17 protein-coding genes are annotated in these 18,536 nt (G+C 53.3%); 10 read left to right on the top strand and 7 right to left on the bottom strand.

What is annotated here, in order from left to right:
* Positions 1-124: 124 nt before the first annotated feature.
* From SH528x_RS07290 to SH528x_RS07280, 3 genes are all read right to left on the bottom strand, one after another.
* Positions 125-394 carry a hypothetical protein gene (locus tag SH528x_RS07290; protein WP_442509858.1) on the bottom strand — a complete coding sequence of 90 codons (270 nt, stop codon included), beginning with the start codon at positions 392-394 and terminating at the stop codon, positions 125-127.
* A 320-nt stretch (positions 395-714) separates the two neighbouring features.
* A complete protein-coding gene (locus SH528x_RS07285; protein ID WP_442509857.1) occupies positions 715-1,833 on the bottom strand; it encodes a Gfo/Idh/MocA family protein in 1,119 nt (372 codons plus the stop codon).
* Positions 1,834-2,038: 205 nt separating this feature from the next.
* Positions 2,039-2,263 carry a hypothetical protein gene (locus SH528x_RS07280; RefSeq protein WP_442509856.1) on the bottom strand — a complete coding sequence of 75 codons (225 nt, stop codon included), beginning with the start codon at positions 2,261-2,263 and terminating at the stop codon, positions 2,039-2,041.
* Positions 2,264-2,756: 493 nt separating this feature from the next.
* On the opposite strand from SH528x_RS07280, the gene SH528x_RS07275 reads away from it, so the two are divergent.
* Positions 2,757-3,188: a secondary thiamine-phosphate synthase enzyme YjbQ gene (locus SH528x_RS07275; protein ID WP_442512095.1), complete on the top strand. Its 432-nt coding sequence runs from the start codon at positions 2,757-2,759 to the stop codon at positions 3,186-3,188.
* A gap of 235 nt (positions 3,189-3,423) precedes the next feature.
* On the opposite strand, the gene SH528x_RS07270 is transcribed toward SH528x_RS07275, so the two are convergent.
* From SH528x_RS07270 to SH528x_RS07260, 3 genes are all read right to left on the bottom strand, one after another.
* A complete protein-coding gene (locus SH528x_RS07270; RefSeq protein WP_442509855.1) occupies positions 3,424-6,129 on the bottom strand; it encodes an MGH1-like glycoside hydrolase domain-containing protein in 2,706 nt (901 codons plus the stop codon).
* A gap of 136 nt (positions 6,130-6,265) precedes the next feature.
* On the bottom strand, positions 6,266-7,459 hold the full coding sequence (locus SH528x_RS07265) for a phosphoglycerate kinase (protein WP_442509854.1): 1,194 nt from the start codon (positions 7,457-7,459) through the stop codon (positions 6,266-6,268).
* Between the two features lie 240 nt (positions 7,460-7,699).
* Entirely contained in the window at positions 7,700-8,809 is a 1,110-nt protein-coding gene (locus tag SH528x_RS07260; protein WP_442509853.1) for a prenyltransferase/squalene oxidase repeat-containing protein, read from the bottom strand.
* A 234-nt stretch (positions 8,810-9,043) separates the two neighbouring features.
* On the opposite strand from SH528x_RS07260, the gene SH528x_RS07255 reads away from it, so the two are divergent.
* From SH528x_RS07255 to thiS, 3 genes are all read left to right on the top strand, one after another.
* Positions 9,044-9,547, top strand: a complete 504-nt coding sequence (locus tag SH528x_RS07255; RefSeq protein ID WP_442509852.1) for a hypothetical protein — start codon at positions 9,044-9,046, stop codon at positions 9,545-9,547.
* Positions 9,548-9,762: 215 nt separating this feature from the next.
* On the top strand, positions 9,763-10,758 hold the full coding sequence (locus SH528x_RS07250) for a sugar phosphate isomerase/epimerase family protein (RefSeq protein WP_442509851.1): 996 nt from the start codon (positions 9,763-9,765) through the stop codon (positions 10,756-10,758).
* Position 10,759: 1 nt separating this feature from the next.
* Positions 10,760-10,963 (top strand): sulfur carrier protein ThiS, encoded by a 204-nt coding sequence (thiS, locus tag SH528x_RS07245; RefSeq protein WP_442509850.1) that lies wholly within the window; start codon positions 10,760-10,762, stop codon positions 10,961-10,963.
* A 22-nt stretch (positions 10,964-10,985) separates the two neighbouring features.
* On the opposite strand, the gene SH528x_RS07240 is transcribed toward thiS, so the two are convergent.
* The gene (locus SH528x_RS07240) at positions 10,986-11,408 is read right to left on the bottom strand and encodes a response regulator (RefSeq protein WP_442509849.1); all 423 of its coding nucleotides are present in this window, start codon (positions 11,406-11,408) and stop codon (positions 10,986-10,988) included.
* Positions 11,409-11,897: 489 nt separating this feature from the next.
* Between SH528x_RS07240 and SH528x_RS07235 the strand changes: the two genes are divergently transcribed.
* The 6 genes from SH528x_RS07235 (at position 11,898) to SH528x_RS07210 (ending at position 18,456) form a co-directional block, all read left to right on the top strand.
* Complete coding sequence (locus SH528x_RS07235) at positions 11,898-13,520, top strand: hybrid sensor histidine kinase/response regulator (protein ID WP_442509848.1); 1,623 nt, start codon at positions 11,898-11,900, stop codon at positions 13,518-13,520.
* Positions 13,513-13,875, top strand: coding sequence for a response regulator (locus SH528x_RS07230; RefSeq protein ID WP_442509847.1), 363 nt, complete (start codon positions 13,513-13,515; stop codon positions 13,873-13,875). The genes SH528x_RS07235 and SH528x_RS07230 overlap by 8 nt, the downstream gene beginning before the upstream one ends.
* Before the next feature lie 28 nt (positions 13,876-13,903).
* Positions 13,904-14,293 (top strand): response regulator, encoded by a 390-nt coding sequence (locus SH528x_RS07225; RefSeq protein ID WP_442509846.1) that lies wholly within the window; start codon positions 13,904-13,906, stop codon positions 14,291-14,293.
* Between the two features lie 59 nt (positions 14,294-14,352).
* Positions 14,353-14,805, top strand: coding sequence for a response regulator (locus tag SH528x_RS07220; RefSeq protein ID WP_442509845.1), 453 nt, complete (start codon positions 14,353-14,355; stop codon positions 14,803-14,805).
* 72 nt (positions 14,806-14,877) lie between these two features.
* Positions 14,878-15,765 carry a GGDEF domain-containing response regulator gene (locus SH528x_RS07215; RefSeq protein ID WP_442509844.1) on the top strand — a complete coding sequence of 296 codons (888 nt, stop codon included), beginning with the start codon at positions 14,878-14,880 and terminating at the stop codon, positions 15,763-15,765.
* A gap of 72 nt (positions 15,766-15,837) precedes the next feature.
* Positions 15,838-18,456, top strand: a complete 2,619-nt coding sequence (locus SH528x_RS07210; protein WP_442509843.1) for a CHASE domain-containing protein — start codon at positions 15,838-15,840, stop codon at positions 18,454-18,456.
* Positions 18,457-18,536: the final 80 nt, after the last annotated feature.

Genomic DNA, 18,536 nt, shown 5'->3' with positions numbered 1-18,536 from the left:
AGTCCACGGTCTGGCGACGGTAGCTACATCAAAAGCACCAGGGTGTAGCGAAAGTCGCAGAAACGTTCGGCCATCGATTGCGTGGCCGAAACTCTCTGCGAGTTTCGCTACCAGGACAAACTGCTTAGCGGGCGGCTCGGGCGGCACGACGGGCGGCGACGAGGTCGTATCGCATCAGGACCAGACGAGCCAAGTCGCCCATGTGATTCAGCCCCGCTTTGGGCTCGTTGATGTTAGTCCCTGCGACTTTGGTTCCAGGACGCTCTGATTTGCGGACAGCCGACGACTGGATCGACTTGGGAGCCACGACGGCGGGCGAAGCAACGGCGACCGCTGAACGGCTGGCGATGGGGCTGGTGACGACAGGGCTATCGAAAAGCATCATTTGGGTCATCGGACAGATTCCTGTGCGAAAGAAGCGAATCAGGTAAGAGCCGAGCGATCAATCACTCAACTGAAACCATTCTTCGCGACCCTGATGACACGTCTGGTCACGCCTCGAAAAAGAAATTTTGAATTTCTTGAAAGAGTCTGTTTTGGGCAAGAACGTAGCGAAAGTCAGCAAGACCTTCGCGGGATTTTGCCCCAGGTGGGACGAAACTCTCCGGGGAGCTTCGATAGGGGGAGTTTGCCGTGGGACGAAACTCTTCGCGAGTTTCGCTACCGAAATTTTCGATACGGGAAATTTTGATACAGGAAGTTTGCCGAGAGACGTTAGCTTGTGACGGCTTCGACGTTGACCCAATCGCCATTTGCGACGGCACTGCGTCGACAGGCGTCCAGAATCAGCTGGGTTTTCAGCGTCAATTCGGGATAACGCGACTGGATCGAATTCTCGTTCACATAGCTCGCGAAACGGCGAACCATCTCGACTTCGGGGGCCACCGGTTCGCCCGATGCGTACTCGTCGTTGGATCGTGGCGACGTTTGCCGCTTGAAATTCCAGCGGCAATTGTCGATCTCGAGCTGGTGATCGTGAGTCGCCCAGTGGGTACGCGAGTCGTAAAACGGCAAGACGAAATCGTCGATCGTCAAATGTCCCTTCTCTCCCGAGACAATCGCGGTTTGCTGGTTGCTAGTCAAAAACGAACAGTAAAACGCGGCCGACAGCCCCTCGGGAAATTCCAATTCGGCAGAGAACTCACCAGGCACTTGATGTTCACCAGACGAGTTACCGATCGAGGTGATCGTTCGTGCCGACAACCGCGTAGGCATCTGCATCTTGGACGCCCAAAAAATGAAGCGGATACAGTACCAGCCGAGATCGCCGAGACAGCCGTGAGGTTCGAGTTCGTAATTGGCGCGGATATTCGATGCCTCGAACGATTCGTCGCTGCAAAAGGAAAAATGGGTGTTGATACGGCGAAGTTTCCCCAGCAATTTCTCGTCGTGCAGCGTTGCCGAGACGTCTTCGATTCGCTTGCTGTGATCGAACATCACTCCGTCCATGAACTGGACGCTGGACGCGCGACAGGCATCGATCATTTCGCGAACTTGCTGAGTGTTCACACCGACCGGTTTTTCGCACAACACGTGCTTACCTGCTTCGGCGGCGGCGACCACCCAATCTTTGCGAATACCGGTGGGCAGCGGGATATAGACCGCGTCGATTTGGTCGCTTTGGATCAGCTCGTCGTACGATCCCATCGCGGTAACGGGGGCAATCTGGGGCGTTTCCGCATTGCACTCGTCGATGAACGACTGAGCTCGCTCGAGCGACCGGCTGGCGACTGCGGCAACACGTCCATTGCCGCTAAGACGAATGGCTTTCCAGTTTTTCCGAGCGATGCCGGCAGCACCCAAAAATCCCCATCTGCAGATCGAATCTGTCATTTTGCCCGTCTCGTAGGTCGTATTTTAAAAGCGATTAAGCAGCCATGTTACGTTTGATTCGCTTCAAACGCACCACCCAACCGTTGACAAAAAACATTACAGGCATGTTGAAGCAAAAAAAATACCCCCACAAGGAAAACTTCCTCGCGGGGGTATCTGGGTCGCATTTAAGAATTATCTTGGTTGCGGGCACTCCGCAAAGATCTTACTCGCGTGGGCGAATCGCACCAGTCAAACCACTGTAATCAACGCGGTCAGTGGTGTGCCAAAGGGGTTGACCAAGTTCAACGCGTTTACGCAGTACTTCGATCTTTTCTTGGCTGCCAGCGGGTGCGTCGGTCGGTGAGAAGTTGTCGTCCTTGTTCGGGACGAAATCTTCGTCGTGCCCATAACGCAAGATGGCTTCAAATACGTTTTTGCAATGACTCATTGTTCGTTTTCTACTCCATGAGCCGAACACTTATTCCAACAAGTGTTCCGCTATCTAATTCGTTGTCTGATTCGGCCGTGAATCCAATTGGCTACAGCTGTTTGCACGAGGTGATTATTGACGCGATTACCCGAGTGTCAAGAAAATTGTGTTAACTATGAAAGCAGCCTGAGCGACCGAACGCACAAAACGGACGGAAGCGATCGATCCTCCTTCCCCGATTACCGCGAAACTCACCGCAACCCAATGGACCACCGAATCCCCCCACCTGCGAACTCGCTTCTGTCAAGGGGGGATTCTCCCACATTGGGCTTGTGCGAAGGAGGGCATCAACCACGGCTGTTGTTTTTCCGTTTGTTTTGGTATGCGATGATGCCATTTGGGGCTGTTAAGGCCCCCGAGCTACGCCCGCTTTGATTTCGAAGCAAAAATAAATTGAGAATTATTTTTCAACTCTCGACATTTCTTACTGTCCTCTTGCACTCCGTGAGTCATCACCATGTGGATCCAAAAAAAACTGCGGCTTCCCGCCATGAGACGAGGCTTCCATTTGATCACCGATACGGTCGTCGATGCGGTCCCCGAACTGAGCACTGTGAATGTAGGTTTGATGCAAGTGTTCATTCAACACACCAGTGCATCGCTGACGATCAACGAGAACGCAGATCCTGATGTGCGTGTCGATTTTGAAACGGCGATGAACCACGCCGTGCCTGAATCGCTGCCTTACATTCACACGATCGAGGGCCCCGATGACATGCCGGCCCACGTTAAAGCTTCGATGATGGGTGCAAGTGTTATGATCCCGATTGCCGACGGCCGGTTGCAGGTCGGCATCTGGCAAGGCATCTATTTGTGCGAGCACCGTGACCATGCGGGAGGCCGCAACATCGTGATCACCGTGATGGGTGAAACCGATCGGTAACGTTGGGGGTAGTGGATCTCGTTAAAGATCCCCGTTCAGCAAAGGATCTTTAGCAAGATCCACTACGGCTGTGATCGAGGAGCGACGCAGATCCGTCGGGCTGCGAAAGTGATGGTGATTTCGTGACAGCCGCCATGCCGGAACTCCGCTCCGCTGCGGTCCGGCCTACAGAATCTGCGGACGCCCGAAACTCTCCGCGAGTTTCGCTACCGAAAATTCGACTTTGCTGCGTAATTTAGTGCGCTGCGGCGCCGTGGCTTCTGAGGATCGTTGCGATCAACGCGGTCCATCCGGTTTGGTGGCTTGCACCTAGACCAGCTCCCTCGTCCGCGTGGAAGTACTCGTAAAACAACACGAGATCTTTCCAGGCGGGATCGTTGGCATATTGGCTGACCTTGCCATGCGACGGCCTCGCTCCGTCCTTGTCGACTTCGAAGATCGAGATCAGTCGTCGCTCTAATTCACGAGCAACTTCCATCAGCGTCATCATCACACCGCTGCCGGTGGGACATTCGACTTTGAAATCATCACCGTAGAAAACGTAATAACGTTTGAGTGCTTGAATCAACAAAAAGTTTGTGGGGAACCAGATCGGGCCTCGCCAATTGCTGTTTCCACCAAACATCCCACTGTCGCTTTCGCCGGGCAAATAACGGACTTCGTGATGTTGCCCGCCGAAATCAAATACAAACGGTTCATCTCGATGAACTGCGGAAAGGCTGCGGATCCCGAACGGCGACAAAAACTCGTTTTCATCGAGCATCACGGAGATCAAATGACGAAAACGATCGCCCGATGGAATCGCGAGCAAACGATTGCAAGGTTTCCCAAGGTTGGCATCCTCACGTTCCATATAAGTCATATGCTGACTGAGGTCGCTGCGGTTCCGCAGAAACCAATTCATACGGCGTTTGAAACCGGGCAACTTCTCGATGATCTGTTCTTCGAGGATCACGCCAGTCATTAACGGCAGCAATCCGACAAGCGAGCGAACGCGGATCGGAATCGATTTGCCGTCGACATACAGATGGTCATAATAGAAGCCATCTTCGTTATCCCAAAGCCCGCTGCCGTCCATCGAGTTCATCGCTTCGGCGATCGCCACATAATGCTCAAAGAACTTGCTGGCCATGTCGCCATAGGCCATGTCTCCTTCGGCCAATTCAATCGCGATTCGTAACATCGTGCCGCAGTAGAATGCCATCCATGCGGTACCATCGGCTTGTTCGAGGTGGCCTTGTGGCAGCGGTTTGCTGCGATCAAAAACTCCGATGTTGTCGAGCCCGAGGAAACCGCCGGCGAAGATGTTCTTGCCTCGCGGGTCTTTGCGGTTCACCCACCAGGTAAAGTTGATCAACAATTTTTGAAACGCACGCGCCAAAAAGACTTTGTCACGTTGTTGAGGCGGTCCGGACGCCTTGTAAACTTGCCACACACCCCAGGCGTGCACCGGCGGATTGACGTCGCCGAGTTGCCATTCGTATGCAGGAATTTGGCCACTGGGGTGCATGTACCACTCACGCAAAAACAAGATCATTTGCTCTTTGGCAAAGTGCGTATCCAAGTGGGCCATCGGCACCATGTGAAACGCTAAGTCCCAGGCGGCGTACCACGGGTATTCCCATTTGTCCGGCATCGAGATCACGTCGCGATTGAACAGGTGACGCCAATCGCTGTTGCGGCCCAGCTTTCGTAGCTCGGTTGCCTTGACTCCGTTCGGATCTCCGTCCAACCAAGTGGCAACCGAGTAATGATAGAACTGTTTCGTCCACAGCAAACCGGCGTACGACTGACGCATGATCATCTTGCGATCGCTGCTCAACGAATCCGGAATGCGTGAGGCATAAAACTCGTCCGCTTCGTCGATGCGTTGCTTGAAACAGGCGTCAAACGAATCACCAAACGCCACTTCTGAAAACGTCTTTGCATCGCCGCCGGCGGTGTCTTTGATAATCGGCGAATCAACGTGGGCCAATCGCAAACGGATCTCTCGCGAACCACCCGCAGGCAACATCAACAATCCGTACGCACCGACTTTGGTGCCTCGTTGCTCTGGGTTGACCGCTTTGGTATCGCCGAGGACGACAAAGTCATTGAGTCCGTCTTTGTAGAACTCACTTTCGCTTGGCAAATCGGGATGTCGGACTTTATTCGTTTCGTTGTCGGTGAATAACCAGGCCCAATCACTCTCGGCATCCATGGCATCGCAGGCGAACCAGAATCGATCAAGCGATTCGTGATTGGTTTGCACGACGTTGCCTGCTAACCGCATCGACGGACGCGTCGTGCAGCCTTCGTCGGTACATTCCCACGTCCATGTGTTGCGGAAAAAGAGTTGCGGCAGCGCGTGCAGCACCGCGGCTTGCGGCCCACGATTTGTGATCGTCAAGCGAATCAGCAGATCGTTGGGATCACTTTTGGCATACTCAGCGACCACGTCAAAGTAACGTGAATCAGCGAAGGCAGCGGAGTCGGTCAGTTCGTATTCGTTGTCGGTGCGATTGCGAGACCGCGAAACGTCGACCAATTCCTCGTAGGGGTAACGGCATTGAGGATACTTGTACAACGCCTTCATGTAGCTGTGCGTTGGCGTGCTATCGAGATAGTAATAGCACTCTTTGACGTCTTCGCCGTGATTGCCTTCGGGGCCGGTAACCCCAAACAATCGTTCCTTCAGAATCGGATCGCGTCCGTTCCACAATCCGACTGAGAAGCAGAGGCGGCATTCGCGGTCACTGATACCAAGCAGTCCGTCTTCGCCCCAGCGATAAGCCCGGCTGCGGGCGTGGTCGTGAGGGAAGTAACTCCAGGTCGCATCGCCCCCTTCGCTGTAATCTTCGCGAACCGTCCCCCATTGTCGCTCGGACAAATAAGGCCCCCAGCGTTGCCAGTTCTGCTCGCGACGTTCGGACTGAGTCAAGCGTTCGTCTTCAGCCGTCATGACGTTCTGGGAGTTGGAGTTGCGATGGGGAGTGAGGAGTGAGGAGTCGGGAGTCGGGAGTTGGGAGTTGGGGCTCACTCTTGTCTTTTCTTTCTCCCGTGCTCCCCTACTCCCAGCTCCCCCTTTTTCTTCTTCTTTACGCTTCGTCTAGCAGGTCGACGGCGGCGAAGCGTTCGCCTTCGAGCATCGCCAAGCTCGCTCCGCCACCGGTGCTGACGTGGCTGACTTGGTCGGCGAAGCCAAGTTGATCGACGGCTGCTGCACTATCACCGCCACCGATGATGCTGGTCGAATCGCTGTCGGCTACCGCTTGCGCGACCGCTTTGGTGCCAGCGTCCATTGGTGGCTTCTCGAACACGCCCATGGGGCCGTTCCAAACGACGGTTTTGGCGTTCTTGATGATGTCGGCATAGATCTTTGCGGTTTCCGGACCGATATCGAGTCCTTCCATGTCGTCAGGAATTTCGCCAGCCGCGACGACTTTTTTGTTGCATCCGGCGATGTTGTCAAAATCATCGCCACAATGAGTGTCGACGGGCAGCTGCAACTTATCGCCGCCCTTGGCCAACAACTCTTTCGCCAATTCGACTTTGTCTTTCTCGACCAAGCTGCCGCCGACTTTGCCGCCTTGTGCCAAAGAGAAGGTGTAAGCCATTGCACCACCGATCAAGACGGTGTCACAGATACCAAGCAGATTGTTGATCACGTTGATCTTGTCGCTGACCTTGGCACCGCCCAGGATTGCGACGAACGGACGCTTGGGGTTGCTGATCGCGTCGGTCAGATAGGCGATTTCCTTTGCGACCAAGTGGCCGACCACGCGAGGCTTGCCAGCCATCGCTTCGGGAACCGCAACCATCGATGCGTCTTTGCGGTGACAGGTTCCGAAAGCGTCGTTGCAGTAAACGTCGGCCATCGCGGCCAGCTTGCCCGCGAAATCGCTGTCGCCCTTCTTTTCGCCTGGATTGAAACGCAGGTTTTCCAAGACGAGCACATCACCATCGGCCAACTTGCCTGCTTTGCTGGTCGCGTCGTCGCCGACGGTGTCCGCTGCAAAGGCGACAGGTTTTTCAAGCAATACGGCCAATTGTTTTGCCGCAGGCGCCAAGCTGTATTTAGCGTCGTCGCCCTTGCCTTCGGGGCGTCCCAAGTGGCTCATCAAGATCACGCGGCCACCACGATCGATCACGCTCTTGATGCTCGGCAACGCCATGCGAATGCGGCGGTCATCGGTGATTTGCTGGTTTTCGTCGAGCGGGACATTGAAGTCGACTCGCATCAAAACGTTCTTACCTGCTACGTCGACTTGATCGATTGTCTTTTTCGCCATGGCCTATTCTCAATTCCCAAAAGATGGAGTGGTGATTTACGAGCTACTTAGCCCGCGATTATCAACAAACCATCCAGGGTGTCGAGTAGACGACGAAAGGCGATCGGATCGACAAAACGTGCAAAACACGGACGCGTCGCGGCTAACGGCAAACTGTCAACCATCGCGAGCCTGCGACGCACGTGAAAAAGACATCGTTGGCGAGAACGATTCGATCACGCCATGCACCCTCAAGCCGCCTTATTCGCGGCAATAAGCCAGTGCCAGCAGGGCATAAGCGGTGACAAGTTGGCGGTCCCCTTCCATCCATCGCTCGCTCTGCTTGTTGACCCACGAACCATCCTCTTGCTGTTCAGCAATCAAATGATTGGCCAACTCTTCTCGCCAAGGGTGCGGGGTACCCGCGGCATCGTCCAGCACTTCGACATCGGCTGCATCAAGTGCTTTGGCGAACGTGTGGTAATAGTAATACAGCCCAGCTTGTCCCATCCCCGGGTTCGAATCGAGTGAATAGTTTTTGCGAATGAATTCCATCGCTGCCAAAACGCGAGGGTCATCGGCGGAGACGCCTGCGAAGATCATGCTTTTCAGGCCGGCGTAGGTCATCGAGCCGTAACTTCGCAGCCCGCCCCCATCGGCAGCTCCTGCTTGGCTTTCACCACCGGCGGCAGGAGTGTAATAGAAACCGCCATCGTTGACTTCGTCTGCATGGGGTGTGTCGTTGCCTTCGTTGGCCAAGTTCTGCGAGCGAACGACGAACTTCAACGCTTTCTGCAACGATTCATCGTCTGCTTCGTTACCCAAATCGCGAAGTGCATCGATGAAGAACGAAGTATTCGAGAGGTCCGGTCGCTTATGACTTCCATAGCCCGCGCCACCGTAGCTGGGATCAGACGACTCGATGCCTTCACCTTCGTCCCACTGCAAACCCTTCAAAAAGGTTTCGGCACGTTTCAGCGCACTGTCGTAACGCCCATCCTGGTTTGCCCGCACCAAAGCACCGATGGCCACCGAGGTTTCGTAGTTTTGATGCGACGATCCCGTGGCGTAAATTCCACCGTCGGATTGAAATTTCGATGAAATAAACGCCAGCGCCTTTTTGATCACGGGATCGTTAATCGCGGTAGCGCGGTGCTGCAGGATCGCGTTGACGCACAGCGCCGTGACGGCCGCACCGGTCTCGCCGCTGAACGAACCGTCGTCGGCTTGGCCACGATTCTTTAGGAATTCGATCCCCTTGGCAGCGGCTCGCTCGATTTTGGCATTCAGCTGTTCCTCTGCAAAAACCGGGGAAATCGCGGTTGAAATCGTCGCGGTGACACAAAACAGACCTGCAAACAATCGCATCATGGGTGGGGACTCGTCCTAAGAAAGTGGGTAGCCAAAGGGTGGTTGACGGTTCCACCGGAATAACCGGTATCGACCGCACTACTGACTCGTTCATTTTATCTGGCGGGTTCAGATCGATGCAGTTTACCCGCCTCGATTTCCGAACCAATGGATAGGTTTCCGCAATTACTGGGCCAGAGTTGCCTAGTTTCTGCCTTCTGCCCGCCGTGACCACGACGAAGCCCTGAAATCCCCATGCCCTCGTACCGCTCGAAAAAAATCGAGAAGCTGAATCAAGTCGATCGCATTCGACTCGATCGCGGCTTGCCTGCGGGTGAGGAGCCGTTCATCGGCAAGAAATCGACATCGCAGCGAGCAGGATTACCCCGAGGAGACTTTTTCGCGAGTTACCGCGTTGACTCGGCACATGACGTGGCTGCCGATGCCAACGACGCTGCCGCCGTGTCGGTAAAACATCCCAACGCGAAGCTCCAAAGCAACGCGGACACGTCGCCTCAAGAGCAATGGCTGGGACTGCAAGCGGCCGATTTGATCGAGCGGTTGCAGGCTTGGGAATCGGACCTCGATGCTCGCGAAGCACAATTGAACGCACGTGCGGCGCTTCAAGAACACCGCGAGCGGCAATTCCGGCTCGAGCAACAAGCGGCGACCACCGATTTGGCTGAGCAAGCCCGAGCGTCTCAGCGACTGCACGCCGACTTGAAGGCACAAGCCCGCCGGCTTGCCTTTGAAGGCTAGTCGAGCGAGCGACGATCGCTGAACTTCGCGATTTTTTTCGCTGTGAACCCGTTCTGGATGGGACGGTAAGTTCGGCGGGTCGATTCTTGGGATGGTTGCGGTCATCCGCCCCCCAAGCGCACAATGTGTCGGTGGATTTCTCTATAATCCACTCTTGTATTTGTACCTCAATCCAAACCGTCCTCCCCAATTCCTATTCACGGAGATTTTTCGCGATGGCTCGACCTGTTACGCTTTTCACCGGCCAGTGGGCCGACTTGCCGATTGCAGAAATGGTCCGAATGACTGCCGAATTTGGCTACGACGGGATCGAATTGGCGTGCTGGGGGGACCATTTCGAAGTCGACCGCGCGATCGCCGAAGACGATTACTGCGACAAACAACGCAAATTGCTGGACGACGCAGGGCTGCAGTGCCATGCGATCAGCGCTCACTTGGTCGGCCAAGCTGTGCTGGACACCATCGATGCGCGTCACAAAGCGATCGTTCCCGACTACGTTTGGGGTGATGGCGATCCCGCCGGCGTGAACGAGCGTGCCGCAGAAGAACTAAAGAACACCGCACGTGCGGCTCAGAAATTCGGCGTCGGCGTGGTCAACGGTTTCACCGGCAGCAGCATTTGGCACTTGCTGTATTCGTTCCCACCGGTTCCACCGAGCATGATCGATGACGGATTTTCCTTGCTTGCCGAACGTTTCAATCCGATCTTGGATGTGTTTGGTGAGTGTGGTGTGAACTTTGCCTTGGAAGTGCATCCCACGGAAATCGCGTTCGATATTCACACTGCGGCCCGAGCTCTCGAAGCACTTGATCATCGCAAAGAGTTCGGATTCAACTTTGACCCTAGCCACTTGATTTGGCAAGGCATCGATCCGGTACAGTTCATTCGTGCTTTCCCCGATCGCATCTATCACGTGCACATCAAAGACGCGATCGTAACGCTTGATGGTCGCAGCGGCATCAATTGCAGCCACTTGAACTTTGGCGATTCGCGACGCGGTTGGGATTTCCGTAGCCCCGGTCGAGGCGGTGTGAACTTTGAAGAGATCATTCGTGCTTTGAACGAAATCGAGTACGCGGGTCCGCTGTCGATCGAATGGGAAGACTCGGGAATGGAGCGAACCTTCGGTGCCAAGGAAGCTTGTGCGTTCACGAAGAAGCTTGACTTCAGCCCCAGCAATGTTGCCTTTGACGCCGCATTCGACGAGTAAGATGATTCAAATCAAAGTCAACGGCGAAAGTGTCGAAATCGAATCCACGATGAGCGTTCAACAATTGCTGAACACGGTGGATGTACCACCCAATTATTTGGCGGTCGAAGTCAACGCGGATGTCGTTCCTCGCGAAGACTATGCGTCCACAATGGTGAACGAAGGAGATGATATCGAAGTCGTCACCCTCGTTGGTGGCGGCTAGAGAGCGATTTCAATCAACAAACCTAAAACCGCGGTGCTTGCTGATCTACAGCGACATCGCGGTTCTTTTTTTGAGTGACGGAGTCTTGCAGCGCTTGCATGTTCGCAGCGCGAAGTGGTTTGACCAGGTAGCCTTTGACCACGGGGAATTTCGCCATTTGCTGCTTATCGAATTCTTGATCCGAGGTGGTCAGTACGGCAACGATGGGGATGGTGTTGTCATCGCGTTGGGAATACTGCTCTAAGAATTCATACCCGTTCATGATCGGCATGTTGATGTCCAACAGGATCAATTGAGGCATCGGATCGAGGCTAGCCAACATATCGAGCGCTTCGCGACCATCGAACGCTTTCACAATCTTGATGTCAGGCCGCGTTCGTTTGATCACCACTTCATGAAGGAGTTGATCCGCCTCGTCGTCCTCGATAACTAAGATAGTTTCCACGATGTTGTTTGCCTTTGCTTCTACGAGAATGCGCAACGAGTCGTTTCAGCGTTACCACTGCGACCCAATAATCTTTAGCTTACGATTCACGTCGAACGTCCGACGGAGTTGTCACTTTGGCTAATAAGTGGCGACGATCTTTGTTTCGTTTGGCGTATCGGCAACTCGAAACGCGAACGTTGCTGGTCGCGAGGGGACCTTCATTGCATTGCTGCCCCCTTATTCCGCGGAGATTTCGCAATGCGATCCCCCCGGGGTAACCCTTATGATCCGTTCATTTCGCCAAGGAGAGGACTACAGAGTATTGACGTAACCTCTTTGCGAAACACTTCTTACAACGCATTTTTCGTGTATCAGAAGGACATGTTTTTCTCGTTTTTTGATTAGCAAGCCTTAATGGCGGGATAGGGTTCAGCATCAATTGGCTAGAGGCTGCACGGGGCAAATCCGTTAGCACATTGATCAAACTTCAAGCGATAGGGACTAGCCATGACCGATGGGACCGCGATACGGATCCTGATGATCGAAGACGACGATGGGGATGCAACTCATTTGCAAATCACCCTTCGTAAGTCTCAAGGCGAGTACGAATTCCATCGCGCCGAATCTCTTACTGAAGGGATCGCTCTCGCTCAGAAAATCGACTTCCGTGTCATTCTGACTGATCTCAATCTGCCCGATTCGTTCGGTCTCGGATCGGTGCAACAGTTAAGCGAATTGTTTGACAACACCGCGATCATCGTGCTTTCAGGTCAAGACCAGGAACAGCTTTACATTGATGCGGTATCCAAGGGAGCCGAGAGTTTTCTGTGCAAGAGTGAGATCACGCCCACGACGGTCCACCGTTGCATTCGGCAAAGCATCGAGCGAATCAAACAACGCGAAGAGATCAAACGGTTGGTCGATGCGGTTCAAAACCAGGCCCTCGTCCTGGAGACTCAATCCGCACAACTGAAGACAAAAAACGAGCGACTCGAACGACTTCACGATTCGTCACAAAAGTTTGTCAACAATGTCTCACACGAATTCCGTACTCCGCTTTGCGTTGTTAAACAATACGCCAGCCTGATTGCCGATGGTGTCGTCGGTGCCGTCAGCGAAGAACAATGCCGCATGTTGCGAGTAATCGAAGATCGTGTTGACGATCTGAACAACATTGTCGATGACATGTTGGACATCAGTCGTCACGAATCTGGATTGCTGGCAGCCAATCGAGAAACATGTGATTCGAGCCCAATCGTTACCCATATTCTTTCGGGACTTCAGCAACGCGCATCACTGCGTGGAATCAGCATTGATTTCCATGCCGATGAAACCGAAACACCGATCTTCTGTGATGCGGAAAAAGTTTCGCGAACTCTGATCAACCTGATTGTCAACGCAATCAAGTTCTCAAGTGCCGGAGACTCGATTGTGGTCACGATTTCAAGTTCCGAGCGTGATCGCGAGGTTACATTCGCAGTCCGAGACTCGGGGCCGGGGATTGAACCCGAACAACGCGAGCAGATTTTCTCGAGGTTTCGTCAAGCGAACACTCAATTGTTGAGTTCGACGAAGGGATTTGGCCTTGGTTTGAATATTGCCAAGGAACTCGTGGATTTGAACCTTGGACAAATGTCATTGGTCAGCAGTGTGGGTGAGGGCAGTACATTCGCTTTCACGGTTCCCTTTGACGATCCGCAAACGGTCGCACAACGCTATTTCACTCGGTTGCAGAACATCGACGCGGATGCTTCGGTTTGCATGATTCGGATCGAGGCCGAGATTGACTCCGAGCTATCACAGCGTGCCGAAGAAATCCACCTGTTACTAAATTACTTACTGCATTCGCATGATCTGCTGATCAAGACCGGACCAACGACGTGGTTGGTGATCCAACACGCCAACCCCGAGAGCGCGACCTCGTTTCTGACTCGCATCGAAAAAGAAACGACGTCGCTGAACCGTAATCGTCCTCAGGGCCCTTTGCCAAAGCTTCATATCCAGCAGCAGGGAACATTTTCGATACACATTGGTATCGAAGCCTTGATGAAAGAAATACTTTGCGAGGTAGAAAACACCTCGCCCCCTTTTGATTGGAACCAAGATCAGTGCGAGGTGAATCATGTGTGAAAAAAAACACGTCTTAATCATTGAAGACGACGAAGCAATTCGCTTCGGCACGCGGCTTCGCTTGGAGACTCGCGATTACGCGGTCACTACCGCAGTCGATGGATGCGATGGTCTTGAGCAAATTCGCGCCAATCAGCCCGATGTCATTTTGATGGACATTCGCATGCCGAACATGGATGGTCTAACGGCATTGGCAGAGCTCAAAGCCGATGCAACTACGTGTCAGATTCCCGTGATCATTGCGTCGGCAAGTCTCGGCGACAAAACGACAGCCCTGGATATTGGCGCTAAGTATTTTTTGTGCAAACCGTATTCAAACGACGCCTTGTTTGCGGTTGTCGAATCCTCCCTGTAAACCTTCCCCCACCTTTAGGACGAAGCCAATGAACCCGCTAAACATCTTAGTAATCGAAGACGATGTCGATTTTGCTGACACCTTACTATTGACGCTCAAAGCGTCGGGTCACAACGTCACCGTGACCCACAATTGGCTGTCGGTCATGTCAAAGTTGCGAACCGAGGATTTCGATCTGATCGTTGCTGATGTTGAAACACCCACTGGCAATGGATTGACGGCGCTGGAGTTTTTGAACCAGGACGAGTCTGTAGGGAAAATCACGAAAGTATTTGTCACCGGCCGAGACGACGCCGAAACGCTGCGTCGTTGTCGAGAAATGAACGCAGGCTATTTGCACAAATCACCTAACGTTTTTGCCGACCTTGGCAAACTGGTCTGGTCGATCTCGAATTCGAGTGAGCTCGCGGACGCCTAGTCACGCATCGCCGATTACGAATCCACTTTCATAAATTTCCATCTGCCGAGTCACCAACTATGCAAGCCGATACTGCTCAGAATCCTGGCGTAACGATTCACGCGTCCCATCAACTCAGTACACCCAAAACCGATCGCCCGTGGGTGTTGTGCATTGACGACGACGTCGAGTTTTCCAATGGATTGAAGCTAAAGCTGCAGTCGCGTGGCTACGACGTGATTCGCGCATTCGAGGGTTTAGACGGATACCGATTCGCATTCGAATTTGCACCGGTGGTCATTCTGCTCGATCTGCACCTACCCAAAACCAATGGCGAAGAGGTGTTGTCTCAGTTGCGATTCAACCCCGAAACATCCCATATTCCGGTCATTGTCGTGACGGGGCTGAATGAACAAGGACTTGAGTATCGCATGCGTTCACTAGGAGCACGAAACGTGTTCCAGAAACCTGTTTCGTACGCGACTCTGGCAACGGCCGTTGATCACTACGCTGCGGAACAAAACGAAAACTAAACGCGGTTCATTTGACATCGATATTTCCTTCATAATTCCAGACCCACCAAGGCCCTTATTGTGCCGCTGACGATGCAAGTTCTTTTGGTCGAGGATCAAGAGAGCGAAACTCTATTAATCAAACGCTTGCTCGCTCATTCGCCACACACACAATTTGTGGTTGATCATGCGGTATCGTTGGGTGATGCGATCGTGATGATGTCAGAGGTGGAATACGATGTGTGCATACTGGATCTCGGGTTACCGGATGGTCAAGGAATCGATTCGTTACATCAAGTTCGCGCGATCGATGCAAGATTGCCAATCGTCGTTTTAACTGGCAATGATGACGAGTCGCTAGGTATCCTAGCGATCGAGACCGGGGCTCAGGATTTTATGGCCAAGGACAATGTCAGTGCCTTGCTGCTGACGCGATCGTTGCGTTACGCGATGGCGAGACAGAAAAAAATGCTTGGCTATGCGTCCGATGCTAACACGGATGTGCTGACTGGAATGCCCAATCGAAGACAATTGGACAAACGGTTTAGTGAGCTGATCGATACAACCGAGCAGCTCTGCGTCGCCCTTTTGGATATCGACCATTTCAAAACGATCAATGATCGCCATGGCCATCTTGTGGGCGACCAAGTCCTGCGTCACTTGGCCGATGTGATCCGCAATTCCACTGACTCGCATGTTCAGGCGGCCCGCTTTGGCGGTGAAGAGTTTGCGTTGTTGCTGCCCGAGACGAGTTGCGATTCGGCCTGCGAGATCATCGAAACGTTGTTAGCCGACATCGCGTCGTCGTCGCTCGTGATCGAAGGCACCCCGCTAACCGTGACCGCCAGTGCGGGGGTTTCTCAAGTCAAGAAGACGGAAACTCTCGAGGACATTCTTCGACGCACCGATGTGGCTCTCTATGACGCGAAGCGAGCAGGCAGAAACTGCTACACGCGGGTCGATGTTTCGGATACTGAATAGAACTTTTTTTTCCAAATTGCTGCTGCTAAATTTCTCACCGGTTCGCCAACCATTTCCCACCGATCGCCCGCCATGAACACGACCTCTGATACTCGATCCGATGGTGTCCGCAGCACGTTGGTGGCGGCTAGCACGATGCGTTGGTTCCACTGGGTAATCGTAGTTTTCTCGTTCAGCTTAACGCTGTTGGCTTGGCACTATGCATGCAATCAACTCGACGCTCGGATTCGATTTCAATTTGATCGCGATGCGGATCAAACAGTCGAACTGGTTCGCGAACGGATGCGAAAGTATGAAGACGCGTTATGGTCGGGTGTTGCCTATATCGGTGCGATCCAAGGCGAGGTCGATCACCAGAAATGGGAGAGATACGCTGCTTCGATGCAACTTGGGAAAAAGTATCCTGGGATCAGTGGTATCGGAGTGATTCAGACTTTAAGCGGTGATGAGTTGCCTGCGTTTCTGCAACGTCAGCGTTCCGCCCGTCCCGATTTTTCTGTGCACCCGATGTCAGAACGCGACGAATACTGGCCGATCACCTGCATCGTTCCCCTACAGGAGAACGCACGAGCGCTGGGGCTGGATATGGCGCATGAGTCGAATCGGATTACTGCGGCGAGAAGGGCCCGTGACACGGGACGAGCCCAAGTCACCGCTCCGATCGTCTTGGTGCAAGACTCGTTAAAAACGCCTGGCTTTCTGTTTTACGCTCCTTTCTATGACCGTCGTTTGCAGCTCGACGAGAAGCCCGATACTGACACCTTTGCAGGATTGGTCTACGCACCGTTTGTGTTTAGCAATTTGATGAAGGGAACACTGGCAAAGAAAAATCGCCATGTTGGAATCCGGATCGAAGATTCCGGCGAAGTGCTGTTTGATGAGCATGTCGCTAGCGATGATGACTTTGACCCTGATCCGCTGTTTAGAAAAACAATCGACGTCGATGCTTATGGGCGAACGTGGACGTTTGACGTTTGGAGTACCAAGTCGTTTCGTACGAACATGGATACCACTCAACCGACCACGATTCTTTTAGCGGGATTGCTGATTGATGGGTTGCTGATCGGATTATTCCTACTGATTTCAAGTGCGTCACGAAAGGCATTGCGGCTAGCGGACGTGATGACACGAGACCTGGAGAATCTTCGCTTGGCGGCGGACGTAAATCAGATCGGAGTCTGGGACTTTGATCCGAACAACGGTGCGGTCCAGTGTGATGATGCGATGTACCGACTGTACGGTCGCGACCGGGAAACATTCTCGGCAACTTACGAAGCGTGGCTGCACAGTCTTCATCCTGATGATCGGGACGCATGCGGAGCGGCGTTTCAAGCAGCTTTGGCGGGAGAGAGCACGTTTGATTGCGAGTTCCGTATCATTCGGCCCAACGGAGTCGTTCGTCATATTAGTGCAAAGGCAGTAGTGTTTTTCGACGCGGCTGGACGTCCCGTTCGCATGCTCGGCGCGAATTCAGACATCACCGAGCGAAAGAACGCTGCCTGCGAATTGGAATCCACCCGCCGATTGCAATCTGCAATCCAAAACGCCGCTGGGGTCGCCATCATTGCCACGGATCCGCAAGGAACCATTGTGGTTTTCAATGACGCTGCACAAAAAATGTTGGGCTACAGCAAAGAAGAGGTCATCGATCAACATAATCCAGGCATGTTCCATGAGAGCGACGAAGTAGTGGCACGCGCATGCGAACTCAGCGACGAATTTGGACGCGAAGTGCAACCGGGATTCGAAGTCTTTGTCATCAAGGCAGGACAATCTGAATCCGAGCAACGTGAATGGACGTATATCCGCAAAGACGGCAGCAAGTTCCCAGTGCTGTTGACGGTAACGGCACTCCGCGACCAAGAAGGAAACGTCACGGGGTACCTCGGCATCGCGGCTGACATCTCTGAACGAAAACTCGCTCACGAGCGAATCGAAAAAGCGAATGCCAGCCTGGCGCGTAGTAACGAAGAACTTGCCCAATTCGCTTACGTTGCCTCTCATGACCTGCAGGAACCTCTACGAAAAGTCAATTCGTTCTGCGAGTTGCTCGAGCAAGATTGTGGCAACGAGCTTAGTGACGACGCCAAACTGTATATGTCGTACATCATGGACGGTGGCCGCCGAATGCGAACACTGATTCAAGACCTGCTGGCCTATTCACGAGTGGAATCCGAAGGGCGAAGATTGTCGAGAGTGGACGCAAACGAAGCGTTGCAGTACGCCATCGACAACTTGTCCGAAGCCATTCGCGAATCCAACGCTAACATTAGCTACGACCCGTTGCCGATCGCCGAAGCGGATCCAGGCCAACTTGCCCAGTTATTCCAGAATTTAATTGGCAACGCCATCAAGTACCGCGGCGACCAAGATCCGTGTGTTCATATCAGCGGCGAAGTCGTTGGATCACGATGCGTTTATTCGATCGAAGACAATGGGATCGGAATTGAACCAAACTACCGCGAACAAGTCTTCGGCGTCTTCAAACGATTGCACAATCGCAGCAAATACAAGGGAACCGGAATCGGACTGGCGATTTGCAAACGGATTATCGATCGCGTCGATGGCCGGATCTGGATCGAATCTTCAGCAAGCGGTGGATCGATCTTCCGCTTCGAGATTCCGCACGGCTCCGATGATGACTCGAGTGACGTGATCCAGGCACAAGAAGACGCGTGTTGCGTCAGCTAAGGCAGCTACTTAATTCGACTGAGCTGCGTTCTCGTTTTCCCCGTATCGATGAGCCGAGGTCGCTAGCCGCGGGCGACGTG

It is taken from the genome of Novipirellula methanifontis (genome assembly GCF_052161655.1).
GTDB lineage: Bacteria > Planctomycetota > Planctomycetia > Pirellulales > Pirellulaceae > Novipirellula.
This window is presented reverse-complemented; position numbering and strand designations above follow the sequence as displayed.